The 16,905-nt window shown below is 69.9% G+C and carries 15 protein-coding genes; 12 read left to right on the forward strand and 3 right to left on the reverse strand.

Annotation, left to right across the window (positions count from 1 at the left end; all coding sequences use genetic code 11):
* Position 1: 1 nt before the first annotated feature.
* From hrpA to K3U96_RS01040, 3 genes are read left to right on the forward strand one after another with little or no spacing between them, the layout of a single operon-like run.
* Positions 2-3,964: an ATP-dependent RNA helicase HrpA gene (gene hrpA, locus K3U96_RS01030; protein ID WP_220691787.1), complete on the forward strand. Its 3,963-nt coding sequence runs from the start codon at positions 2-4 to the stop codon at positions 3,962-3,964.
* Between the two features lie 52 nt (positions 3,965-4,016).
* Positions 4,017-4,850 (forward strand): glutaminyl-peptide cyclotransferase, encoded by an 834-nt coding sequence (locus K3U96_RS01035; RefSeq protein WP_084223270.1) that lies wholly within the window; start codon positions 4,017-4,019, stop codon positions 4,848-4,850.
* Positions 4,847-5,971 carry an FAD-dependent oxidoreductase gene (locus K3U96_RS01040; RefSeq protein ID WP_220691788.1) on the forward strand — a complete coding sequence of 375 codons (1,125 nt, stop codon included), beginning with the start codon at positions 4,847-4,849 and terminating at the stop codon, positions 5,969-5,971. The genes K3U96_RS01035 and K3U96_RS01040 overlap by 4 nt, the downstream gene beginning before the upstream one ends.
* Here the strand turns inward: K3U96_RS01040 and lipE are convergent, their stop codons facing one another.
* The 3 genes from lipE to K3U96_RS01055 form a co-directional block, all read right to left on the reverse strand.
* Positions 5,972-7,210, reverse strand: coding sequence for a lipase LipE (gene lipE / locus K3U96_RS01045; RefSeq protein ID WP_220691789.1), 1,239 nt, complete (start codon positions 7,208-7,210; stop codon positions 5,972-5,974).
* 22 nt (positions 7,211-7,232) lie between these two features.
* Positions 7,233-7,781 carry an Rv1352/Rv1906c domain-containing protein gene (locus K3U96_RS01050; RefSeq protein WP_069405775.1) on the reverse strand — a complete coding sequence of 183 codons (549 nt, stop codon included), beginning with the start codon at positions 7,779-7,781 and terminating at the stop codon, positions 7,233-7,235.
* Between the two features lie 90 nt (positions 7,782-7,871).
* The gene (locus K3U96_RS01055; protein ID WP_220691790.1) at positions 7,872-8,273 is read right to left on the reverse strand and encodes a heme-binding protein; all 402 of its coding nucleotides are present in this window, start codon (positions 8,271-8,273) and stop codon (positions 7,872-7,874) included.
* A 303-nt stretch (positions 8,274-8,576) separates the two neighbouring features.
* On the opposite strand from K3U96_RS01055, the gene K3U96_RS01060 reads away from it, so the two are divergent.
* The 9 genes from K3U96_RS01060 (at position 8,577) to K3U96_RS01100 (ending at position 16,899) form a co-directional block, all read left to right on the forward strand.
* On the forward strand, positions 8,577-9,425 hold the full coding sequence (locus tag K3U96_RS01060) for a rhomboid family intramembrane serine protease (protein ID WP_069405779.1): 849 nt from the start codon (positions 8,577-8,579) through the stop codon (positions 9,423-9,425).
* 1 nt (position 9,426) lies between these two features.
* Entirely contained in the window at positions 9,427-10,587 is a 1,161-nt protein-coding gene (locus K3U96_RS01065; protein WP_220691791.1) for an alpha/beta hydrolase, read from the forward strand.
* A gap of 24 nt (positions 10,588-10,611) precedes the next feature.
* Positions 10,612-11,373 (forward strand): hypothetical protein, encoded by a 762-nt coding sequence (locus K3U96_RS01070; protein ID WP_220691792.1) that lies wholly within the window; start codon positions 10,612-10,614, stop codon positions 11,371-11,373.
* 54 nt (positions 11,374-11,427) lie between these two features.
* Positions 11,428-12,390: a DUF4129 domain-containing protein gene (locus K3U96_RS01075; protein WP_220691793.1), complete on the forward strand. Its 963-nt coding sequence runs from the start codon at positions 11,428-11,430 to the stop codon at positions 12,388-12,390.
* Positions 12,387-12,872: a hypothetical protein gene (locus K3U96_RS01080; RefSeq protein ID WP_220691794.1), complete on the forward strand. Its 486-nt coding sequence runs from the start codon at positions 12,387-12,389 to the stop codon at positions 12,870-12,872. Before K3U96_RS01075 ends, K3U96_RS01080 begins: the two co-directional genes overlap by 4 nt.
* Positions 12,873-12,874: 2 nt before the next feature.
* Positions 12,875-13,834 (forward strand): AAA family ATPase, encoded by a 960-nt coding sequence (locus tag K3U96_RS01085; protein WP_069408232.1) that lies wholly within the window; start codon positions 12,875-12,877, stop codon positions 13,832-13,834.
* Between the two features lie 6 nt (positions 13,835-13,840).
* Positions 13,841-15,088 carry a DUF58 domain-containing protein gene (locus tag K3U96_RS01090; RefSeq protein ID WP_220691795.1) on the forward strand — a complete coding sequence of 416 codons (1,248 nt, stop codon included), beginning with the start codon at positions 13,841-13,843 and terminating at the stop codon, positions 15,086-15,088.
* A complete protein-coding gene (locus K3U96_RS01095) occupies positions 15,085-15,522 on the forward strand; it encodes a hypothetical protein (RefSeq protein WP_230982328.1) in 438 nt (145 codons plus the stop codon). The genes K3U96_RS01090 and K3U96_RS01095 overlap by 4 nt, the downstream gene beginning before the upstream one ends.
* Before the next feature lie 72 nt (positions 15,523-15,594).
* Complete coding sequence (locus tag K3U96_RS01100) at positions 15,595-16,899, forward strand: MFS transporter (RefSeq protein ID WP_220691796.1); 1,305 nt, start codon at positions 15,595-15,597, stop codon at positions 16,897-16,899.
* The last annotated feature ends 6 nt before the right edge of the window (positions 16,900-16,905 follow it).

Below are 16,905 nucleotides of genomic sequence, written 5' to 3' on the forward strand. Positions count from 1 at the left end.
AATGGGCGACAAAGTGCGACCAGATGACGCCGTTTCGTCGATTTCGTCGGCCGAACTGCGGGCCCGCCTCGACGGGTTGACGATGCGCGACGCCGCCCGGCTGGGCCGGCGGCTGAAGCACCTTCGCGACGCCGGGCCGGAGGAACTCGCCCGGTTCACCGAGCAGCTCGCCGCGGCAGAGGCGCTGGTGGCCACCCGCACCGCGGCGGTTCCCGCCATCACCTACCCGGACCTTCCGGTCAGCGAGCGGCGCGACGAGATCGCCAGGGCCATCAACGACCACCAAGTGGTCATCGTCGCCGGGGAGACCGGCTCGGGTAAGACGACCCAGCTGCCCAAGATCTGCCTGGAGCTCGGCCGCGGCATCCGCGGCACGATCGGGCACACCCAACCGCGGCGGCTGGCCGCGCGTACCGTCGCCCAGCGCATCGCCGACGAACTGGGCACCCCGCTCGGCGAAACCATCGGCTACACCGTGCGGTTCACCGACCAGGCCAGCGACCGCACCCTGGTCAAGCTGATGACCGACGGCATCCTGCTCGCCGAGATCCAGCGCGACCGCCGGCTACTGCGCTACGACACGCTGATCCTCGACGAAGCCCACGAGCGCAGTCTCAACATCGACTTCCTGCTCGGCTACCTGCGCGAGCTGCTGCCGCGCCGGCCCGACCTCAAGGTCATCGTCACCTCGGCGACGATCGAGCCCGAGCGGTTCGCCGCGCACTTCGGCGGTGCCGAAAATAGATGTAGCGGCGGCGCTGAGCACAGCGGCGGTGCGCCGATCGTCGAGGTTTCCGGACGCACCTATCCCGTCGAGATCCGTTACCGCCCACTGGAAGTGCCGCTGGAAACCGAGGACGCCGACGACCCCGACGACCCGGACCACGAGGTGGTGCGCACCGAGATACGGGACCGGACCGAGGCCATCGTCGACGCCATCGCCGAACTCGAAGCCGAGCCGCCCGGCGACATCCTGGTGTTCCTGTCCGGCGAACGCGAAATCCGTGACACCGCAGAAGTTCTGCGCGGGCTGCTGCGCGACACCGAGGTGCTGCCGCTGTATGCCCGGCTGCCGACCGCCGAACAACAGCGCGTGTTCGCACCGCATCCCGGGCGCCGCGTCGTGCTCGCCACCAACGTCGCCGAGACGTCGCTGACGGTGCCCGGCATCCGCTACGTCGTCGACCCGGGCACCGCACGGATCTCGCGCTACAGCAGACGCACCAAGGTGCAGCGGTTGCCGATCGAACCGATCTCGCAGGCCTCGGCCGCCCAGCGCGCCGGGCGGTCGGGACGCACCGCACCGGGGGTGTGCATCCGGCTGTACTCCGAGGAGGATTTCGCAGCGCGGCCCCGCTACACCGATCCGGAGATCCTGCGCACCAACCTGGCCGCGGTGATCTTGCAGATGGCCGCGCTCAATCTCGGTGAGATCGAAAGCTTCCCTTTCTTAGACCCGCCCGAACGGCGCAGTATCCGCGACGGCGTCCAGCTGCTGCAGGAACTCGGCGCGTTCGACCGCGACGGCAAGATCACCGCAATCGGCAGGCGCCTGGCGCAGCTGGCCGTCGACCCGCGGCTGGGCCGGATGATCCTGGCGGCCGACGCCGAGGGCTGCGTCGCCGAGATCCTGGTGCTGGCCGCGGCCCTGTCGATCCCCGACCCGCGGGAGCGGCCCGCCGACCGCGAGGACGCCGCCCGCCAGAAACATGCCCGGTTCGCCGACGAGGACTCGGACTTCGTGTCCTACCTCAACCTGTGGCGGTATCTGCGTGACCAACGAAAAGAGCTGTCCGGAAACGCGTTTCGCCGGATGTGTCGCGACGAGTTCCTGCACTACCTGCGGATCCGCGAATGGCAGGATCTGGTGGGCCAACTGCGCGGCATCGCCCGTGACATGGGTATCAGGGAATCCGGTGAACCGGCCGACCCGGCGCAGGTGCACACCGCGCTGCTGGCCGGGCTGCTGTCGCACATCGGTCTGCGCGACGAGGCCAAAGGGCGTGGCGCCAGGGAGTTTCAGGGCGCACGTAACTCACGGTTCGTGCTGGCACCCGGCTCGGTGCTCACCAAACGACCGCCGCGCTGGGTCGTCGTCGCCGACCTCGTCGAGACCAGCAGGCTCTACGGGCGCATCGCCGCGCGCATCCAGCCCGAGACCGTCGAACGGGTCGCCGGCGATCTGGTGCAGCGCACCTACAGCGAGCCGCACTGGGACGCCCAGCGTGGCGCGGTCATGGCCTACGAACGGGTCACCCTGTACGGGCTGCCGCTCGTGCCGCGCCGACGCGTCGGCTATTCGCAGATCGAGCCGGAACTCGCGCGTGAGCTGTTCATCCGCCACGCGCTGGTCGAAGGCGACTGGCAGACCCGCCACCACTTCTTCCGGGACAACGCCCGGCTGCGCGAAGAACTCGAGGAGCTCGAGGAGAAGGCGCGCAGGCGCGACCTGCTGGTCGGCGACGAGGAGATCTACGCCTTATACGACGCCCGCATTCCCGCAGAGGTGGTGTCGGCCAAACACTTCGACGCGTGGTGGCGCAAACAACGGCACAAGACGCCGGACCTGCTCACCTTCACCCGAGAGGATCTGCTGCGCACCGACGAGGCCGCCGAACAACCCGATGCGTGGCGGGCAGGCGATCTGGCGTTGCCGCTGAGCTACCGGTTCGAGCCGGGCGCCGCAGACGACGGCGTCACCGTGCACGTCCCGGTCGAGGTGCTGGCCCGCCTCGGCGGCGACGAATTCGCCTGGCAGGTACCGGCCTTTCGGGAAGAGCTGATCACCGCGCTGATCCGGGCATTGCCGAAACCGTTGCGCCGCAACTTCGTTCCGGCGCCGGACACCGCACGCGCCATCCTGGGTGCGATCACCCCCGGCGACGGGCCGCTGCTGGACGCCGTGCAGCGCGAACTACACAGGCGCACCGGCGTGTTGGTGCCGATCGACGCGTTCGACCTGGACAAGCTGCCGTCGCACCTGCGCGTGACGTTCGCCGTCGAATCCCCGGACGGGACCGAGCTGTCGCGGGGCAAGGACCTTGACGCGCTGCAGCACGAACTGGCCGGGCCGGTGCGCCAAGCCGTCGCCGACGCGGTCGCCGGCGAACTCGAACGCAGCGGGCTGCGCGGCTGGCCCGACGACCTCGACGAGCTGCCCCGCACCGTTGAGCGCGACACCGTGCGCGGCTATCCGGCGCTGGTGGACGCGGGCGTGGCCGTCGACGTGCACGTGTTCGCATCACCGGCCGAGCAGAACAGCGCGATGGGGCCTGGCACCCGCCGACTGCTGCGGCTGGCCGTACCGTCCCCGGTCAAAACACTGGAGCGCCAACTCGATCCGCGCACCCGCCTGGTGCTGGGCGCCAACCCCGACGGTTCGCTGCAGGCCCTGCTCGAGGACTGCACCGACGCCGCGATCGACGTGTTGACGCCCGCACCGGCGTGGACGCGCGCCGAGTTCGCCGCCCTGCGGGACCGCGTCACCGCCAACCTCGAACGCACCACCGGCGACATTGTCGCCCGGGTGCAAAAGGTGCTCGCCGCCGCACACGACGTCCAGCTCGCCATACCCGCTGAGCCCGGTCCCGCGCAGGCCGATGCGATCGCCGACATCCGCGCACAGCTCGACGCGCTGCTGCCCGACCGGTTCGTCACCGCCACCGGCGCGGCGCATCTGGCCGATCTGACCCGCTATCTCACCGCGATCGGCAGACGCCTGGACCGGCTGCCGCACGCCGTCGGCGCCGACCGGGAGCGGATGCAGCGGGTGCACGCCGTGCGGGACGCCTACGACGACCTCGTCGCCGCGTTGTCACCGACGCGCGCGGCCGCCGACGACGTCCGCGACATCGCCAGGCAGATCCAGGAACTGCGGGTGAGCCTGTGGGCGCAGCAACTCGGCACGCCGCGCCCGGTGAGCGAGCAGCGCATCTACCGGGCGATCGACGCGGTACTGCCGTGAGGTCGCGGTTTCTGACGCACGACGGCGGCCGCTGGGGTAGGTATTAGCTCCTATGGGCGTATCGGATGCCGCGCGGCGGCCTGTCACCTGGCTGATCGCGCTTGTGCTGTTCGTGGCGGCCGGTTGCGGTCACTCGGCGCCCCGCGCCGACAGCCAGCCCGCGGCCGACGGCGGCCCGGTCCCGGTCATCACCCCCGTCGTGCTGGCAGAGGTGCCGCATGACCCGGCGGCGTGGACGCAGGGGCTGGAGTTCGACGGCCCGGCGCTTTGGGAGGGCACCGGCATCGCGGGCGCCTCACAGCTGCGCCAACTCGACCCCGCGACCGGCGCGGTGCTGCGCGCCGCACCCGCACCGCACGATTACTACGGCGAGGGCATCACCGTCGTCGGTGCTCGGATCTGGGAGCTGACCTGGCGCGACGGTGTCGCCGTCGAATGGGACAAGGCGACCCTGACACCCGTTCGGGAGGTGCCCGTCGAGGGTGAGGGCTGGGGTCTCTGCCACGATGACCAACGCGATGGCGACCGGCTCGTCCGCAGCGACGGAACCGACCGGCTGCGGTTCCATGACCCGGTGACGTTCGCCGAAACCGGTTCGGTCGCCGTCACCCGCGACGGCCTCCCGCAGGCCAGCCTCAACGAGCTGGAATGCGTGGACGGGCAGGTCTGGGCCAACGTGTGGCAGACCGACATGATCGTGCGGATCGATCCGGCGTCGGGAAAGGTCAACACCGTCGTCAACGCGGCCGGGCTGTGGCCGGGGCACGCCGGTGACGGCCAGCGGGTGCTCAACGGCATCGCCCACATCGGCGCCGACGAGTACCTGCTGACCGGCAAGAAATGGCCGTCGATGTACCGGGTGCGCCTCGACGCACCGCAGCGGTGAGCCGGCCCCGGGTCGTCATCGCCGGCCTCGGTGACAGCGGGGTCCTCACCGCAATCCGGTTGGCGCGCCACGCCGACGTCGTCGGAATCTCCGCCAAACCGGGTCTGGTCAGCGGTCAGGAACTCGGCGCCCGGCTCAGCCGGCCCCACGAGTGGGCGCGCGACTACTGGATCCCGTTCGACAGGTTCCGTGGCCTCGACACGACCGAAACCCTCCACGCCACCCTGACCGGCGTCGACCTGCCAGCGCGAAAGGTGTTCGCCCAGCGGGAAGATGGCGGCCCCATCTCCGAACCCTTTGACGCACTGGTCATTTCGACGGGGGTGAGCAACGGCTTCTGGCGCATGCCCGGTCTGCAGTCGGCCGACCAGGTGCGTGCCGACCTGCGTGACCGCCACGAGCGGTTGGCCGCCGCCGGATCCGTGCTGGTGATCGGCGGCGGCGCCGCGGCGGTCAGCAGCGCCGCCAATGCGGCGAGGACGTGGCCGACCAAGCATGTCGCGCTGTACTTTCCCGGCCAACAAGCGCTGACCCACCACCATCCGCGGGTGTGGCAGCGCGTGCGTCGGCGCCTGGCGGAGCTGAACGTCGAACTGCACGGCGGGCACCGCGCCGTGGTACCCGACGGTTTCGCCTGCGACGACATCACCACCGGCCCGGTCCGGTGGAGCACCGGCCAACCGCCGGCCTCCGCGGACGCGGTGCTGTGGACGATCGGACGGGTTGTGCCCAACACCGGATGGTTGCCCGCCGACATCCTCGACGAGCACGGTTTCGTCCGGGTCACCGCGCAGCTCACGGTGCCCGGCCACCACGGGGTGTTCGCGATCGGCGACGTCGCGGCCACCGATCCGTTGCGCAGTTCGGCGCGTAACCGCGCGGATGGACTACTGGCACACAACATTCGCGCCACACTGTCGGGCGGGAAGCAGCGGGCTTTCCGGCCCGCGACCCGACGATGGGGTTCGGTGCTCGGCGTCCAACCCGACGGCCTCGAGGTGTTCACGCCGAAGGGGCAGGCGTTCCGGTTTCCGGCCTGGTCGATCGAGCGGCTGCTGCAACCGTGGATCGTGCGCCGCGGCATCTACCGCGGGGTGCGGGAGAACTCCCCGTTCGGGTGATCAGCCGCGCGGGATCTCCGCGGTGATCCGGTTCAGCAGCGCCCGATAGCGGTTGGCCTCTCGATGCGGCCCGGGTTTACCGCTGCTGATCAGCCCCGCGGACAGTGCGCGTTGCGGATCGGCCCACACCGCGATGTTCGTCAGCCCGGTGTGGCCGAACGCGTCGGGCGCATCTCGCCCGAACGGCCCGAACCGCTTGGACCCGAGCATGTAGCCGGTGCCCCACCGCAGCGGCGCCAAACCGACCGCGACATCGGGCCGCAGCCGCCGGCATTGCACGGTCGCCGCCCGCAACGTCTCGGCCCGCAGCACCCGCACACCGTCGAGTTCCCCACCCCTGCGCAACAATTCGGCAAAGCGGGACAGCTCCAACGCCGTCGACACCGTGTTCGAGGACGGCAGCACGCTGGTCAGGTACATCGGGGTGTTCGTGAACGGGATGATCTTGTACAGCGATCCGCCGACGGCCAACTGAAATACCGTGGCGGCCGGCCGTGGCAGCGGCTTACCGGTGGCGTGGCTGGGCGCGACCGCGGAAACATCTTCGGGTGCAACACCGTAATTCGTCCACCGGAACCCGAGCGGTTCGAGGATCTCGGTGGCCAGGATGTCGCGGATGTTGCGGCCCGCGGCGGCGCCGACGATCTCGCGGATCAGCGGACCCCACGTCAGCCCGTGATAGATGTGCACGAGCCCGGGCCGGTACAGCGGTTTGAGCTCGCTCAGCTGCGCGACGGTGTACCCGCTGTCGTCCATGCGTTTGAGGTCCGGCCGCGGCCCGGTGTGGATGGGAATGCCTGCGCTGTGGGTCATCACGTGCCGGATGGTCGTGCGGTCCTTGCCGTGGCTGGTGTAGCTGGGCAGGTAGTCGCAGACCCGGTCATCGAGCGAGAAGCACCCCCGCTCGACGAGCATGTGCACCACCGTTGAGGTGATCGCTTTGGCCGCCGAGTAGGTGCAGAACGGGGTTTCCGTTGTGACAGGGATCTTTTCGGCATCCGGCGGATCGGAAGGGCCGTTACCCCAGCCGTGCCCGATCGCCCGGTTCAGCACCACCTTGCCGTGGTGGCGCAAGCACAATTGGATCGCCGGATGCATACCGGCCGCATACCAGTGCCGCGCGGCCTGCCAGATCCGCTCGACCGACGCAGGGTCGAGCCCCGAATGATCTTCTTCGCCGACGGCCGTCACCGCGTCGAGATCGGCAGGCACGTCGACGCTGCCCTGCGCCGCGTCCACGTGGCCAGCGTACGGGCGGCGGTTACGAGGGCGGCGCGCCGTTGAGGATGCCCGAGCCGATGAACGCCCCGAGCTGGCCGAGCAGGTCCTGCGGGCCGGGCTGGGGCGGGGGCGCGGCGTTGGTGAGCTGCCAGGGCTGGCAGTCGTTGGTGGTGAACGTGGTGTCGTCGGCCTTGATCTGCACCACCTGCGGCTTCTTGGTGAGCGCGTTGTCGGCGAGCTCCCCGGCGCTGGTGCGCTTCCAGTAGCAGACACCGTCGGTGATGGGGCCCGCCGTCGAATAGGTGCCCGGCACGATGTCGACACCGACCTTGTAGGTGCCGTCGGCGTCGATGGAGGTCTGTGGCACAGCCGGCGCCTCGGACTCCGGCGATCCCTCGGGAGCCGGAGTGGCTTGAGCCGCCGGGCCCGGCGCCCCCGCCGACGGGTCGTGCGTGGCAGGCGCGGACACCGAGGTGGACGGCGTCGGCGACGGGGCCGGCTCGGGCTGGGCATGCGCGACCCCGGCGACCGCTCCACCAGCGGCGACGAGGACCGCCGCGGCGATGACGGTAGATCGGGTCGGGTTCATAGGAAGCCAGTCTAGGCGTCCAACGGACATGAAAGAACCCGCCGCCGCAGCGGGGCTGCAGCGGCGGGTCCGACCGTCACGGCGAGGGACTCAGCCGGCCATGAACTCGTTGTAGGCCGACGCCAGGTCCGGCGGGAGCACCGAGACGTTGCACGTGCTCTGCACGTCACCGATCGGCGCGAGGATGCCGCGCAGGTCGTAGTACTCCCCGGGGTTGTTGGTGAAGTACCCGCGCAGCGTGGCGGCCGCCGCCGGACGCGGCTGGTTGAACGCGGTCGTGACCGCCTGGTTGGCGCCGGGATGGCTGTCCAGATACGCCCGTGCCGAGCCCGTCACGGAACTGACCGTGCCGGACACCGCGCTGGCGGTGCACTGCTCGGGCGAGGCCGCCGCCGACGGCGCGGCGATGGTTGCTGCGGCCAAGCCCCCGAGCACGCTTGCTGCACATGCGCCGACGATTCCCCGGCGCGCAGCGATACCACTGAATTTCATGTGTTCGTTCCTTTTTATGCGATGTTGTCTCGGATTTCCCCGTCCCTGAAAACCAAGGTAGCGCGCCGCAACACGGGCAGATCCCGACCGTATCTTCGTTTGCTGGATAGGAATGATCGTTACATCCGACCGGCGTGATCTATACCGCAAAATCGGCCTATTCGACTAAGCGCGCGGCCAGAACAACGGTGCCTTCTTAGAATTTGCCCGCACGTCTTAGGTGATCGTGATCTGGACGGTGATCGAATCGTTATCGAATGCGATTGCCCGGCGCCCCGAAACCGTCTCTTTAAGGTGGTGACCATGTCGACCCCCGCGGAGACGCAGACCTGCTACCGGCACCCCGACCGGGTGACCTACGTCCGCTGTTCCCGGTGCAACCGCTACATCTGCCCGGAGTGCATGCGCAGTGCCGCCGTTGGCCATCAGTGCGTGGACTGCGTGCACACCGGCGCCAAGACGGTCCGCCAGCCGCGAACCCAGTTCGGCGGGCGCCCGTCGGGCGCCCCGGTGGTGACCTACGTCCTGATCGCGGTCAACGTGGTGATGTTCGTCCTGCAGACCATGTCGAGGGATTTCCAGAACGGGCTGGTGCTGCAGCCCTACGCGGTGGCCGACGGCGACCTGTACCGGCTGTTGACCTCGGCGTTTCTGCACTACGGCCTGACACATCTGCTGTTCAACATGTGGGCGCTGTGGGTGGTGGGCCCACCGCTGGAAGCCGCGCTGGGCCGGCTGCGGTTCAGCGCGCTCTACTTCCTCAGCGCGCTGGGCGGATCGGTGCTGGTGTACCTGTTGTCGTCGCTGGGTTCAGCCACCGCCGGTGCGTCCGGCGCGGTGTTCGGGCTGTTCGGCGCGACGTTCGTGGTGGGCAAGCGCCTCAACCTCGACGTGCGCTGGGTGGTCGCCATCATCGGGCTCAACCTGGCGTTCACGTTCATCTTCCCGCTGATCAGCTCGGCCAACATCAGCTGGCAGGGTCACCTGGGCGGGCTGGTCACCGGCGCCGCGGTCGCCGCGGCGTACGCGTATGCGCCGCAGAGATCGCGCAACGCGGTGCAGGCGGGTGTCACCGTCGCGGTCCTGGTCGTGTTCGCGGTGCTGATCTGGTGGCGCACCGCGGCTCTGCTGGAGATGTTCGGGCTGGCCTGACGTGATCGTGTACGCGGTGGCGGTGCCGCTCACCGCGGTCGCGGCGCTGGCGGTGCTGGGCACCCTGCTGCACGACGTGCCGTATGTGGGCCTCGCGACGGCGTTCACGCCCTGGTTCGTCGTCTGGCTGATCGTCGCGGCGGCGGTGGCCGCCGTGCTTGCCGGGTACCGCTGGTGGCGGGGGCGTGGCCGGTTCGCCGCGACGCTGACCGTGGTCGCCGTGTTCGCCGCGGTAGGCGCGTCGTACATCACCGTCCGGATGACCGCCGCCGTGGCCGCTGCGGGCGCCGACGTCGATCTGGTCGACGTGTTCGGGATCGGGTTGCCCCGGTCGGCCAGCCCCGACGCGGAAGCGACCTACGCGACGTTCGAGGGTGAACCGCTGCAGGTCAGCATCTACCGGCCGCCCGGGTCGACGGACGCGTCGCGCGCGCCGGTGCTGGTGTACATCCACGGCGGCGGGTGGGTCGAGGGCGACCGGCACTCGCGTAGCACCGATCTGCGCTGGCTCGCCGACCAGGGCTGGCTGACGATCAGCGTCGGATACCCGTTGTCGTCGGCCGACCGGCATCTCGCGGACGTGGTCCAGGGCCAACTCGGCTGCGCGCTCGCCTGGATCGGGGACAACGCGCACCGCTACGGCGGGGACCCGGCGCGGCTGTCGCTGTCCGGACACTCCGCGGGCGGAAACCTGGCGGTCAATACCGCCTACCTGGCCGCCGCGGGGCGGCTGTCGTCGTCGTGCGGCGGGCGGCCACCGGCGGTGCACGCGGTGTCGGTGATGTATCCCGCCGTCGACCCGGTGGGCATGTACCGCAACGCCGATCCGCTGCTCGGCGCCACCGCGCGCGACATGGTGGCCGCCTACACCGGCGGCTCACCCGAGCAATTTCCCGAGCGCTACCAACACATTTCGTCGGCCAGCCATATCACCGCCGAGGCGCCGCCGACGCTGATCATCCTGCCCGAGGCTGACCACCTGGTGCCCGTCGCCGGTACCCACCGGTTTGTCGAGCAGGCCGCGGCGGCAGGCGTTGACGTCGAGCTGGTTCCCGTGCCGTTCGCCGATCACGTGTTCGACGCGCGTCCCGGCAGCATCGGCCAACAGGCCTTCCGGCAGCTGACCGCGCGCTGGTTGCGCGACCATGGACAGGGGCCGTAACCGCACCACCGGCAGGAGGGACGTATGGATCCGCTCGACGAGCTCTATGCCGCCCGGCTCGAGGACTTCACTGCGCTGCGCACCAAGCTCGCCGCGGCCGCCAGGAAACGCGGGGACACCGAGGACGCCAAGAAGATCTCGGCCGCGCGCAAGCCCACCACGGCGGCGTGGGTGGTCAACCGGCTCGCCCACGCCGACGATGCGGTGCAGCGGCGCCTTGCCGACCTCGGTGCGCGGTTGCGCGACGCGCACAGCGCGATGGACGGCGCCCGGATCCGCGAACTGTCCGCCGAGCAGCGCCGGCTCATCGACGACCTGACCCGGACGGCGTTCGAAGAAGCCGAGTTGACCCGTCCGTCGGCGTCGTTGCGTGACGACGTCATCTCGACGCTGCAGGCGGCCGTCGCCGATCAGGACGTCGCGGCCAGGATCGGCAGGCTGGTCAAGGCCGAGCAGTGGTCCGGGTTCGGCGGGTTCGGTGACAGCGCAGCGGTTTTCAAGCCGACCCGGGCCGCCAAGACCAGGGCCGAACCCGTGGCCGACGACAAGGCGGCCCGGCAGGCCCGCGCCGAACTGAAGGCCGCCGAACGCGCCAAGGCCGAGGCCGACGACGCGCTGGGCGAGCTGCAGTCCGACCTGGCCACCGCGCGGCTGCGCCACCAGGATGCACGTCGCCGGCTGGCGGACGCCGAGGCGGCGCTGGCCGCCGCAGAAGACGCCTACGCGAAGGGCAAACAGGCCAGCCGCGACGCCGCGATGCGACTTCGGCGCGTTAAAGCGCGCTGAGCGCTCGTTCGCGCACCCAAATCACTGAACGCCTGTCAGGATGGGGTCAGGGTCATGGCCGGTTTCGACAAGTCGACACAGCGCGTGATCGCGGTCATCGCGCTCATGGTCCTTGCCGCGTGGGGGTTGCGCGGATATGTGCCCGGCGCGGCCGAGCGGCCAGCCGAACCCCGACAGCCCGAGCAGAGCCACCCGGCGGCGCTGATCGCCGTCGTCGCGCTGCTGACCGCGGCGGTGGCGATCATCGGGTTCGCGATCATCGTGCGGTTGCGCGACCGCCGACCCACGCCGCCATCGGTGGGCGCGCTGCCGCGCAGTCCGGGCACCAGGGGGCGCCCGACGTGGCGGTTCTCGTTGATCGCGCTGTCGGTCGTCATCGGGTGGCTGCTGCTGATCGTGGTGTTGAGCCGCATCGGCGGCCGGGAGGCGATCGAGCAGTCCGGCACCGGGACCGGTATCGCCGACACTGCGCCTGGCGCGCAGAGCCCGCCCGCACCACTCCCCGACCAGGCCGACGACACGGGTTCGAACGTCGTCGGGTACCTGGTCCCGCCGATGCTGATCCTGATGGGGCTGGTGGTGCTCGGCACGGCGGTCGCGTCGCGGCGGCAGCGGCGTCACGAACCCGAGCTGTTCGGTGACGAGGACCGTCCCGCCCCTTCGTCTCCGACGACGAATTCCCTTGCCAGGGCTGCAGAGATCGGGCTGGCCGAGATCGGTGACCTGAGCCGGGAGCCGCGCGAGGCGATCATCGCGTGCTACGCGTCGATGGAACGTGAGCTGACCCGGGTGCCCGGGGCGATCCCGCAGGATTGCGACACCCCGACCGAGGTGCTGGCGCGTGCGGTCGAGCGCAACGCGTTACGCGCCGACAGCGCAACCGAACTGGTCGAGCTGTTCGAGGAGGCCCGGTTCTCCAAACATGTGATGACCGAGGCGCACCGTGATGCCGCGGTGCGGGTGCTGCACCGGGTGCTCGCCGAACTGCCCGGGCGCATACCGGAGGTTCCGGCGTGAAAAGGCTTGTGGCGGTCGCATTTCTGCTCGTGGTGGCAGCCGAGCTGATGGTTTTGGCCGCACCCGACCGCAGCATGGCCCTGGTCATCTCGGGTCTGGCTCTCGCGGTGGCGCTGCTGGGTTTGCGGTGGTACCTGGTGCGCGATCCGACCGCGGGTGCGGCCGAAGCCCCGGTCGACGACGCCGCAGAGTCGCTGCGCCGCTGGTTGTCCCGCACCGAGACGTTGATCAGCAGGGCGGACTCCACCCGAAGGGACTGGGACCGCCACCTGCGGCCCATGCTCGCGCGACAGTTCGAAATGGCATCGGGGCAAAAGCGGCTCAAGGACCGCGCGGCGTATGCCGCCACCGGCGAGATGCTCTTCGGCGCGCAGCTGTGGGCATGGGTGGACCCGGAGAACGTCGCGCGCAGCGACGCCAACGAACCGGGCCCCGGCCGCGCGGCCCTTGACGAGATCCTGCAACGGCTGGAGCGGATATGACCATGGGCCTTCCGGCGGCGACCACCACCGCCAACTGCGAAACCGTGCTCGACGAGATCGGGCGCGTGGTGGTCGGCAAGCGCGGTGCGCTGACGCTCATCCTCACCACCGTGCTGGCCGGCGGGCACGTGCTGATCGAAGACCTGCCCGGCCTCGGCAAGACGTTGATCGCGCGGTCGTTCGCCGCCGCGCTCGGGTTGCAGTTCAAGCGGGTCCAGTTCACCCCGGACCTGCTGCCCGCCGATCTGCTCGGCTCGACGGTCTACGACATGCAGTCGGGCCGGTTCGAGTTCCGGCCCGGGCCGATCTTCACGAACCTGCTGATGGCCGACGAGATCAACCGCACGCCACCCAAGACCCAGGCAGCGCTTCTGGAGGCGATGGCCGAACGCCAGGTGAGCATCGACGGCGTCACGCACCGACTGCCCGCCCCGTTCATCGTGCTGGCCACCGACAACCCCATCGAGTACGAGGGCACCTATCCACTGCCCGAGGCGCAACTCGACCGGTTCACGATCCGCCTCGAGCTGAACTATCTCTCTGAGCCCGAGGAGGTTTCGATGCTGCGCCGGCGCATCGACCGGGGATCGACGGAGCCGGCGGTGGGCCAGGTGGTCGACGCCGACGAGCTGATCGCCATGCGGGAATCGGTGGAACAGGTGACCGTGCACGACGACGTGCTGCGCTACGTGGTGTCGCTGGCCGCGGCCACCCGCCAGCATCCGCAGATCGCCGTCGGCGCCAGCCCGCGCGCCGAACTCGACCTGGTCCAGCTGGCCCGCGCCCGCGCGCTGCTGTTCGGCCGCGACTATGTCATCCCCGAAGACGTGAAATCCCTTGCCGTTCCGGCGATCGCCCACCGCATCAGCCTGCGGCCGGAGATGTGGGTGCGTCGCGTGCACGGCAGCGACGTGGTCCAGGAACTGCTGCGCCGCCTGCCGGTACCGCGAGCCGAAGCCTGACGCGCCGTGACCGAAGCCCGCGCCGCTGACGCCGAATTGACTTGGCGCGCCTCACCTCTGACGGCAGCGCTGGTGACGTGCGCGGCGGTGGCATTCGTGGTGGCGGTGATCGGCGGGTGCTGGCAGCTGGTGGCGTTCGCGGCGCCGCTGATCGGGGTGTTGTGCTCGATCGGGTGGCAGCGGCCGGTGCCGTCGGCGCGGGTGCATGCCCAACCCGGCGCGCACCGCTGCTTCGAGACCGAACAGGTGCGTGTCACGGTGTGGGCCGACGCAGAACCGGAAACGGTGTTCGTCGCCGTCTCGGCGGCCACGGGGATGCAATGCGACGTCGTCGAACGTGGGCCGCGACAGACCGTCGAGGTGAGCGCCGACCGTTGGGGCCGTTACCCCATCCGGGCGCACCTGCGGGTGGCCGCGCGCGGCGGCCTGCTGGAAGGCCGCGGGGTCGTCGACGCTGCCACCGTCTACGTCTTTCCTCAGGCCCCGCCGCAACCGACGGCGATTCCGCGCACCGAACTGCTGGACCGCCTCGGCACGCACCTGACCCGGCATATCGGCCCCGGCGTCGAGTACGCCGACGTGCGCAGATACGTTCCCGGCGACCAACTGCGCACGGTCAACTGGCCGGTCAGCGCGCGTCGGGGCAGCCTGCACGTCACCCAGCGGTTGACCGACCGCGCCGCCGACGTGGTGGTGCTCGTCGACAACTATCCGCAACCCGCGGGGCCCGCGACCGAGGCCGCCGACCGCACCGCCAGGGGCGCCGTGCAGGTGGTGCAGAGCGCGCTGCGCGGCGGTGACCGCGCCGGCGTCGTCGCCCTGGGGGACCGGCAGCCGCGCTGGCTCGGCGCCGACATCGGCCGTCGGCAGTTCTACCGGGTGCTGGATGCGATGCTCGCCGTCGACGACGGGTTCGAGACCACGCCGGGCACGCTGGCGCCCCGCGCGGCGGTGCCGCCGGGTGCGATCGTGGTGGCGTTCTCGACGATGCTGGACACCGAATTCGCGTTGGCGCTCATCGATTTACGCAAACGCGGGCACACCGTCGTCGCCGTCGACGTGCTGGAGGGTGCCCCGTTCGCCGAAGACACCGACCGTCTGGTCGCCAGGATGTGGGCGCTGCAGCGGTCGTTCATGTACCGCGACATGGGCACCATCGGTGTCGATGTGGTGTCGTGGCGTGCGGTGGATACGCTGGAGGCGGCGATGCAGCTGGTACCCGACCATCGGCGCCCGGTGGGGAGACCGCGGTGAACCGCGCGATGGCTATGGCGGTGAACCGGGCGATGTCAACCGCGTTCGGGTTGGTGATGGTGGCGGCGTCGGCGGTGCAGGCCGACGACATCGCGCTGGTGGTGGCCGGGCTGGCTGCGCTTGCGGTGCTGGCGGGCAGCGTGTTTCGGCCGTGCGCGACGCTGGCGGTGCTGCTGGCCGGGGCGGTGTTGGTGCTCGCCGACGCCGCGCCGATGCTGGCGGCGTTGTGCGGGTTGACGGCGGCGGGCTACTTGGTGTTGCGGCATGCGGGCACCGCGACGGCGCCGACAGTGATCGCAGCGGTGGGATTCGGCGCCGTCGGGCTGGCCGCGGTGTCGGTTGCCGCGGAGTTGCCGTGGCTGCCGCTGGTGGCTCCGGTCGCGGTGCTGGGTTTGGTGGTGCTGGTGACCCGGCCGTACTGGGCCGACCGATAGACTCCAGCGTGCCTCAATTCCACACTGGCGCTGGCAAAGTCAGCACAACGCTTAGTTGCAGGGAGCAGCGACATGCCGTCCGATGTGCGTAGGGCCATAACCGGAGCATCGATCGGCAACGCCGTCGAATGGTTCGACTTCGCGATCTACGGCTTCCTTGCGACGTTCATCGCGGCGAACTTCTTTCCCGCGGGCAACGAAACCGCCGCGCTGCTCAACACATTCGCGATCTTCGCGGCGGCGTTCTTCATGCGTCCGCTGGGCGGGTTCGTGTTCGGTCCGCTCGGCGACCGGATCGGTCGCCAGCGCGTCCTGGCGATCGTCATTCTGCTGATGTCGGCGGCAACGGTGGCCATCGGGCTACTGCCGACCTACGCCTCGATCGGCGTCGCCGCGCCGCTTCTGCTGCTGCTGCTGCGCTGCCTGCAAGGGTTCTCGGCAGGCGGCGAGTACGGCGGCGGCGCGGTGTATCTGGCCGAGTTCGCATCGGACAAACGCCGCGGGCTGACCGTCACGTTCATGGCGTGGTCGGGGGTGCTGGGCTTCCTGCTCGGCTCGGCGACCGTGACGCTGTTGCAGGCGCTGCTGCCCGCCGCGGCGATGGAGAGTTACGGCTGGCGCATCCCGTTTCTGATCGCCGGGCCGCTGGGCCTTGTCGGCCTGTACATCCGGCTGCGCCTGGACGACACCCCGCAGTTCGCCGAACTCAGCAAGACCGATCAGATCGCCGAGTCGCCGCTGCGGGAGGCCGTCACCACGGCGTGGCGCCCGATCCTTCAGGTGATCGGGTTGTTCATCGTGTTCAACGTCGGCTACTACGTGGTGTTCACGTTCCTGCCCACCTACTTCATCAAGACGCTCGAGTTCTCGAAGACCAGCGCGTTCGTCTCCATGACGCTGGCCAGCCTGGTGGCGCTGATCCTCATCCTTCCGCTGGCCGCGCTGTCGGACCGGATCGGCCGCAAACCGATGCTCATCGGGGCCTCGGTGACCTTCGCGGTGCTGGGCTATCCGCTGTTCCTGTTGCTGAACTCGGGTTCGCTGACGGCGGCGGTCATCGCGCACTGCTGTCTGGCCGCGATCGAATCCGTCTACGTGTCCGCGGCGGTGTCGGCCGGCGTCGAGCTGTTCGCCACCACCGTGCGCTACAGCGGCTTCTCCATCGGATACAACCTCTGCGTGGCCGGGTTCGGCGGCACCACACCGTATGTGGTCACCTGGCTGACCGCCGAAACCGACAACCCCGTGGCACCGGCGTTCTACCTGATCGTGGCGGCGGTGGTGTCGCTGGCCGCGGTGTTGACGATGCGCGAGACCGCGGCGCGCCCGCTGCCGCAGACCACCGACCAGCCGGTGCCCGCACCGCTCGGCAGGTAGGCCGGC

Source organism: Mycolicibacterium holsaticum DSM 44478 = JCM 12374 (genome assembly GCF_019645835.1).
GTDB classification, from domain to species: Bacteria; Actinomycetota; Actinomycetes; order Mycobacteriales; family Mycobacteriaceae; genus Mycobacterium; species Mycobacterium holsaticum.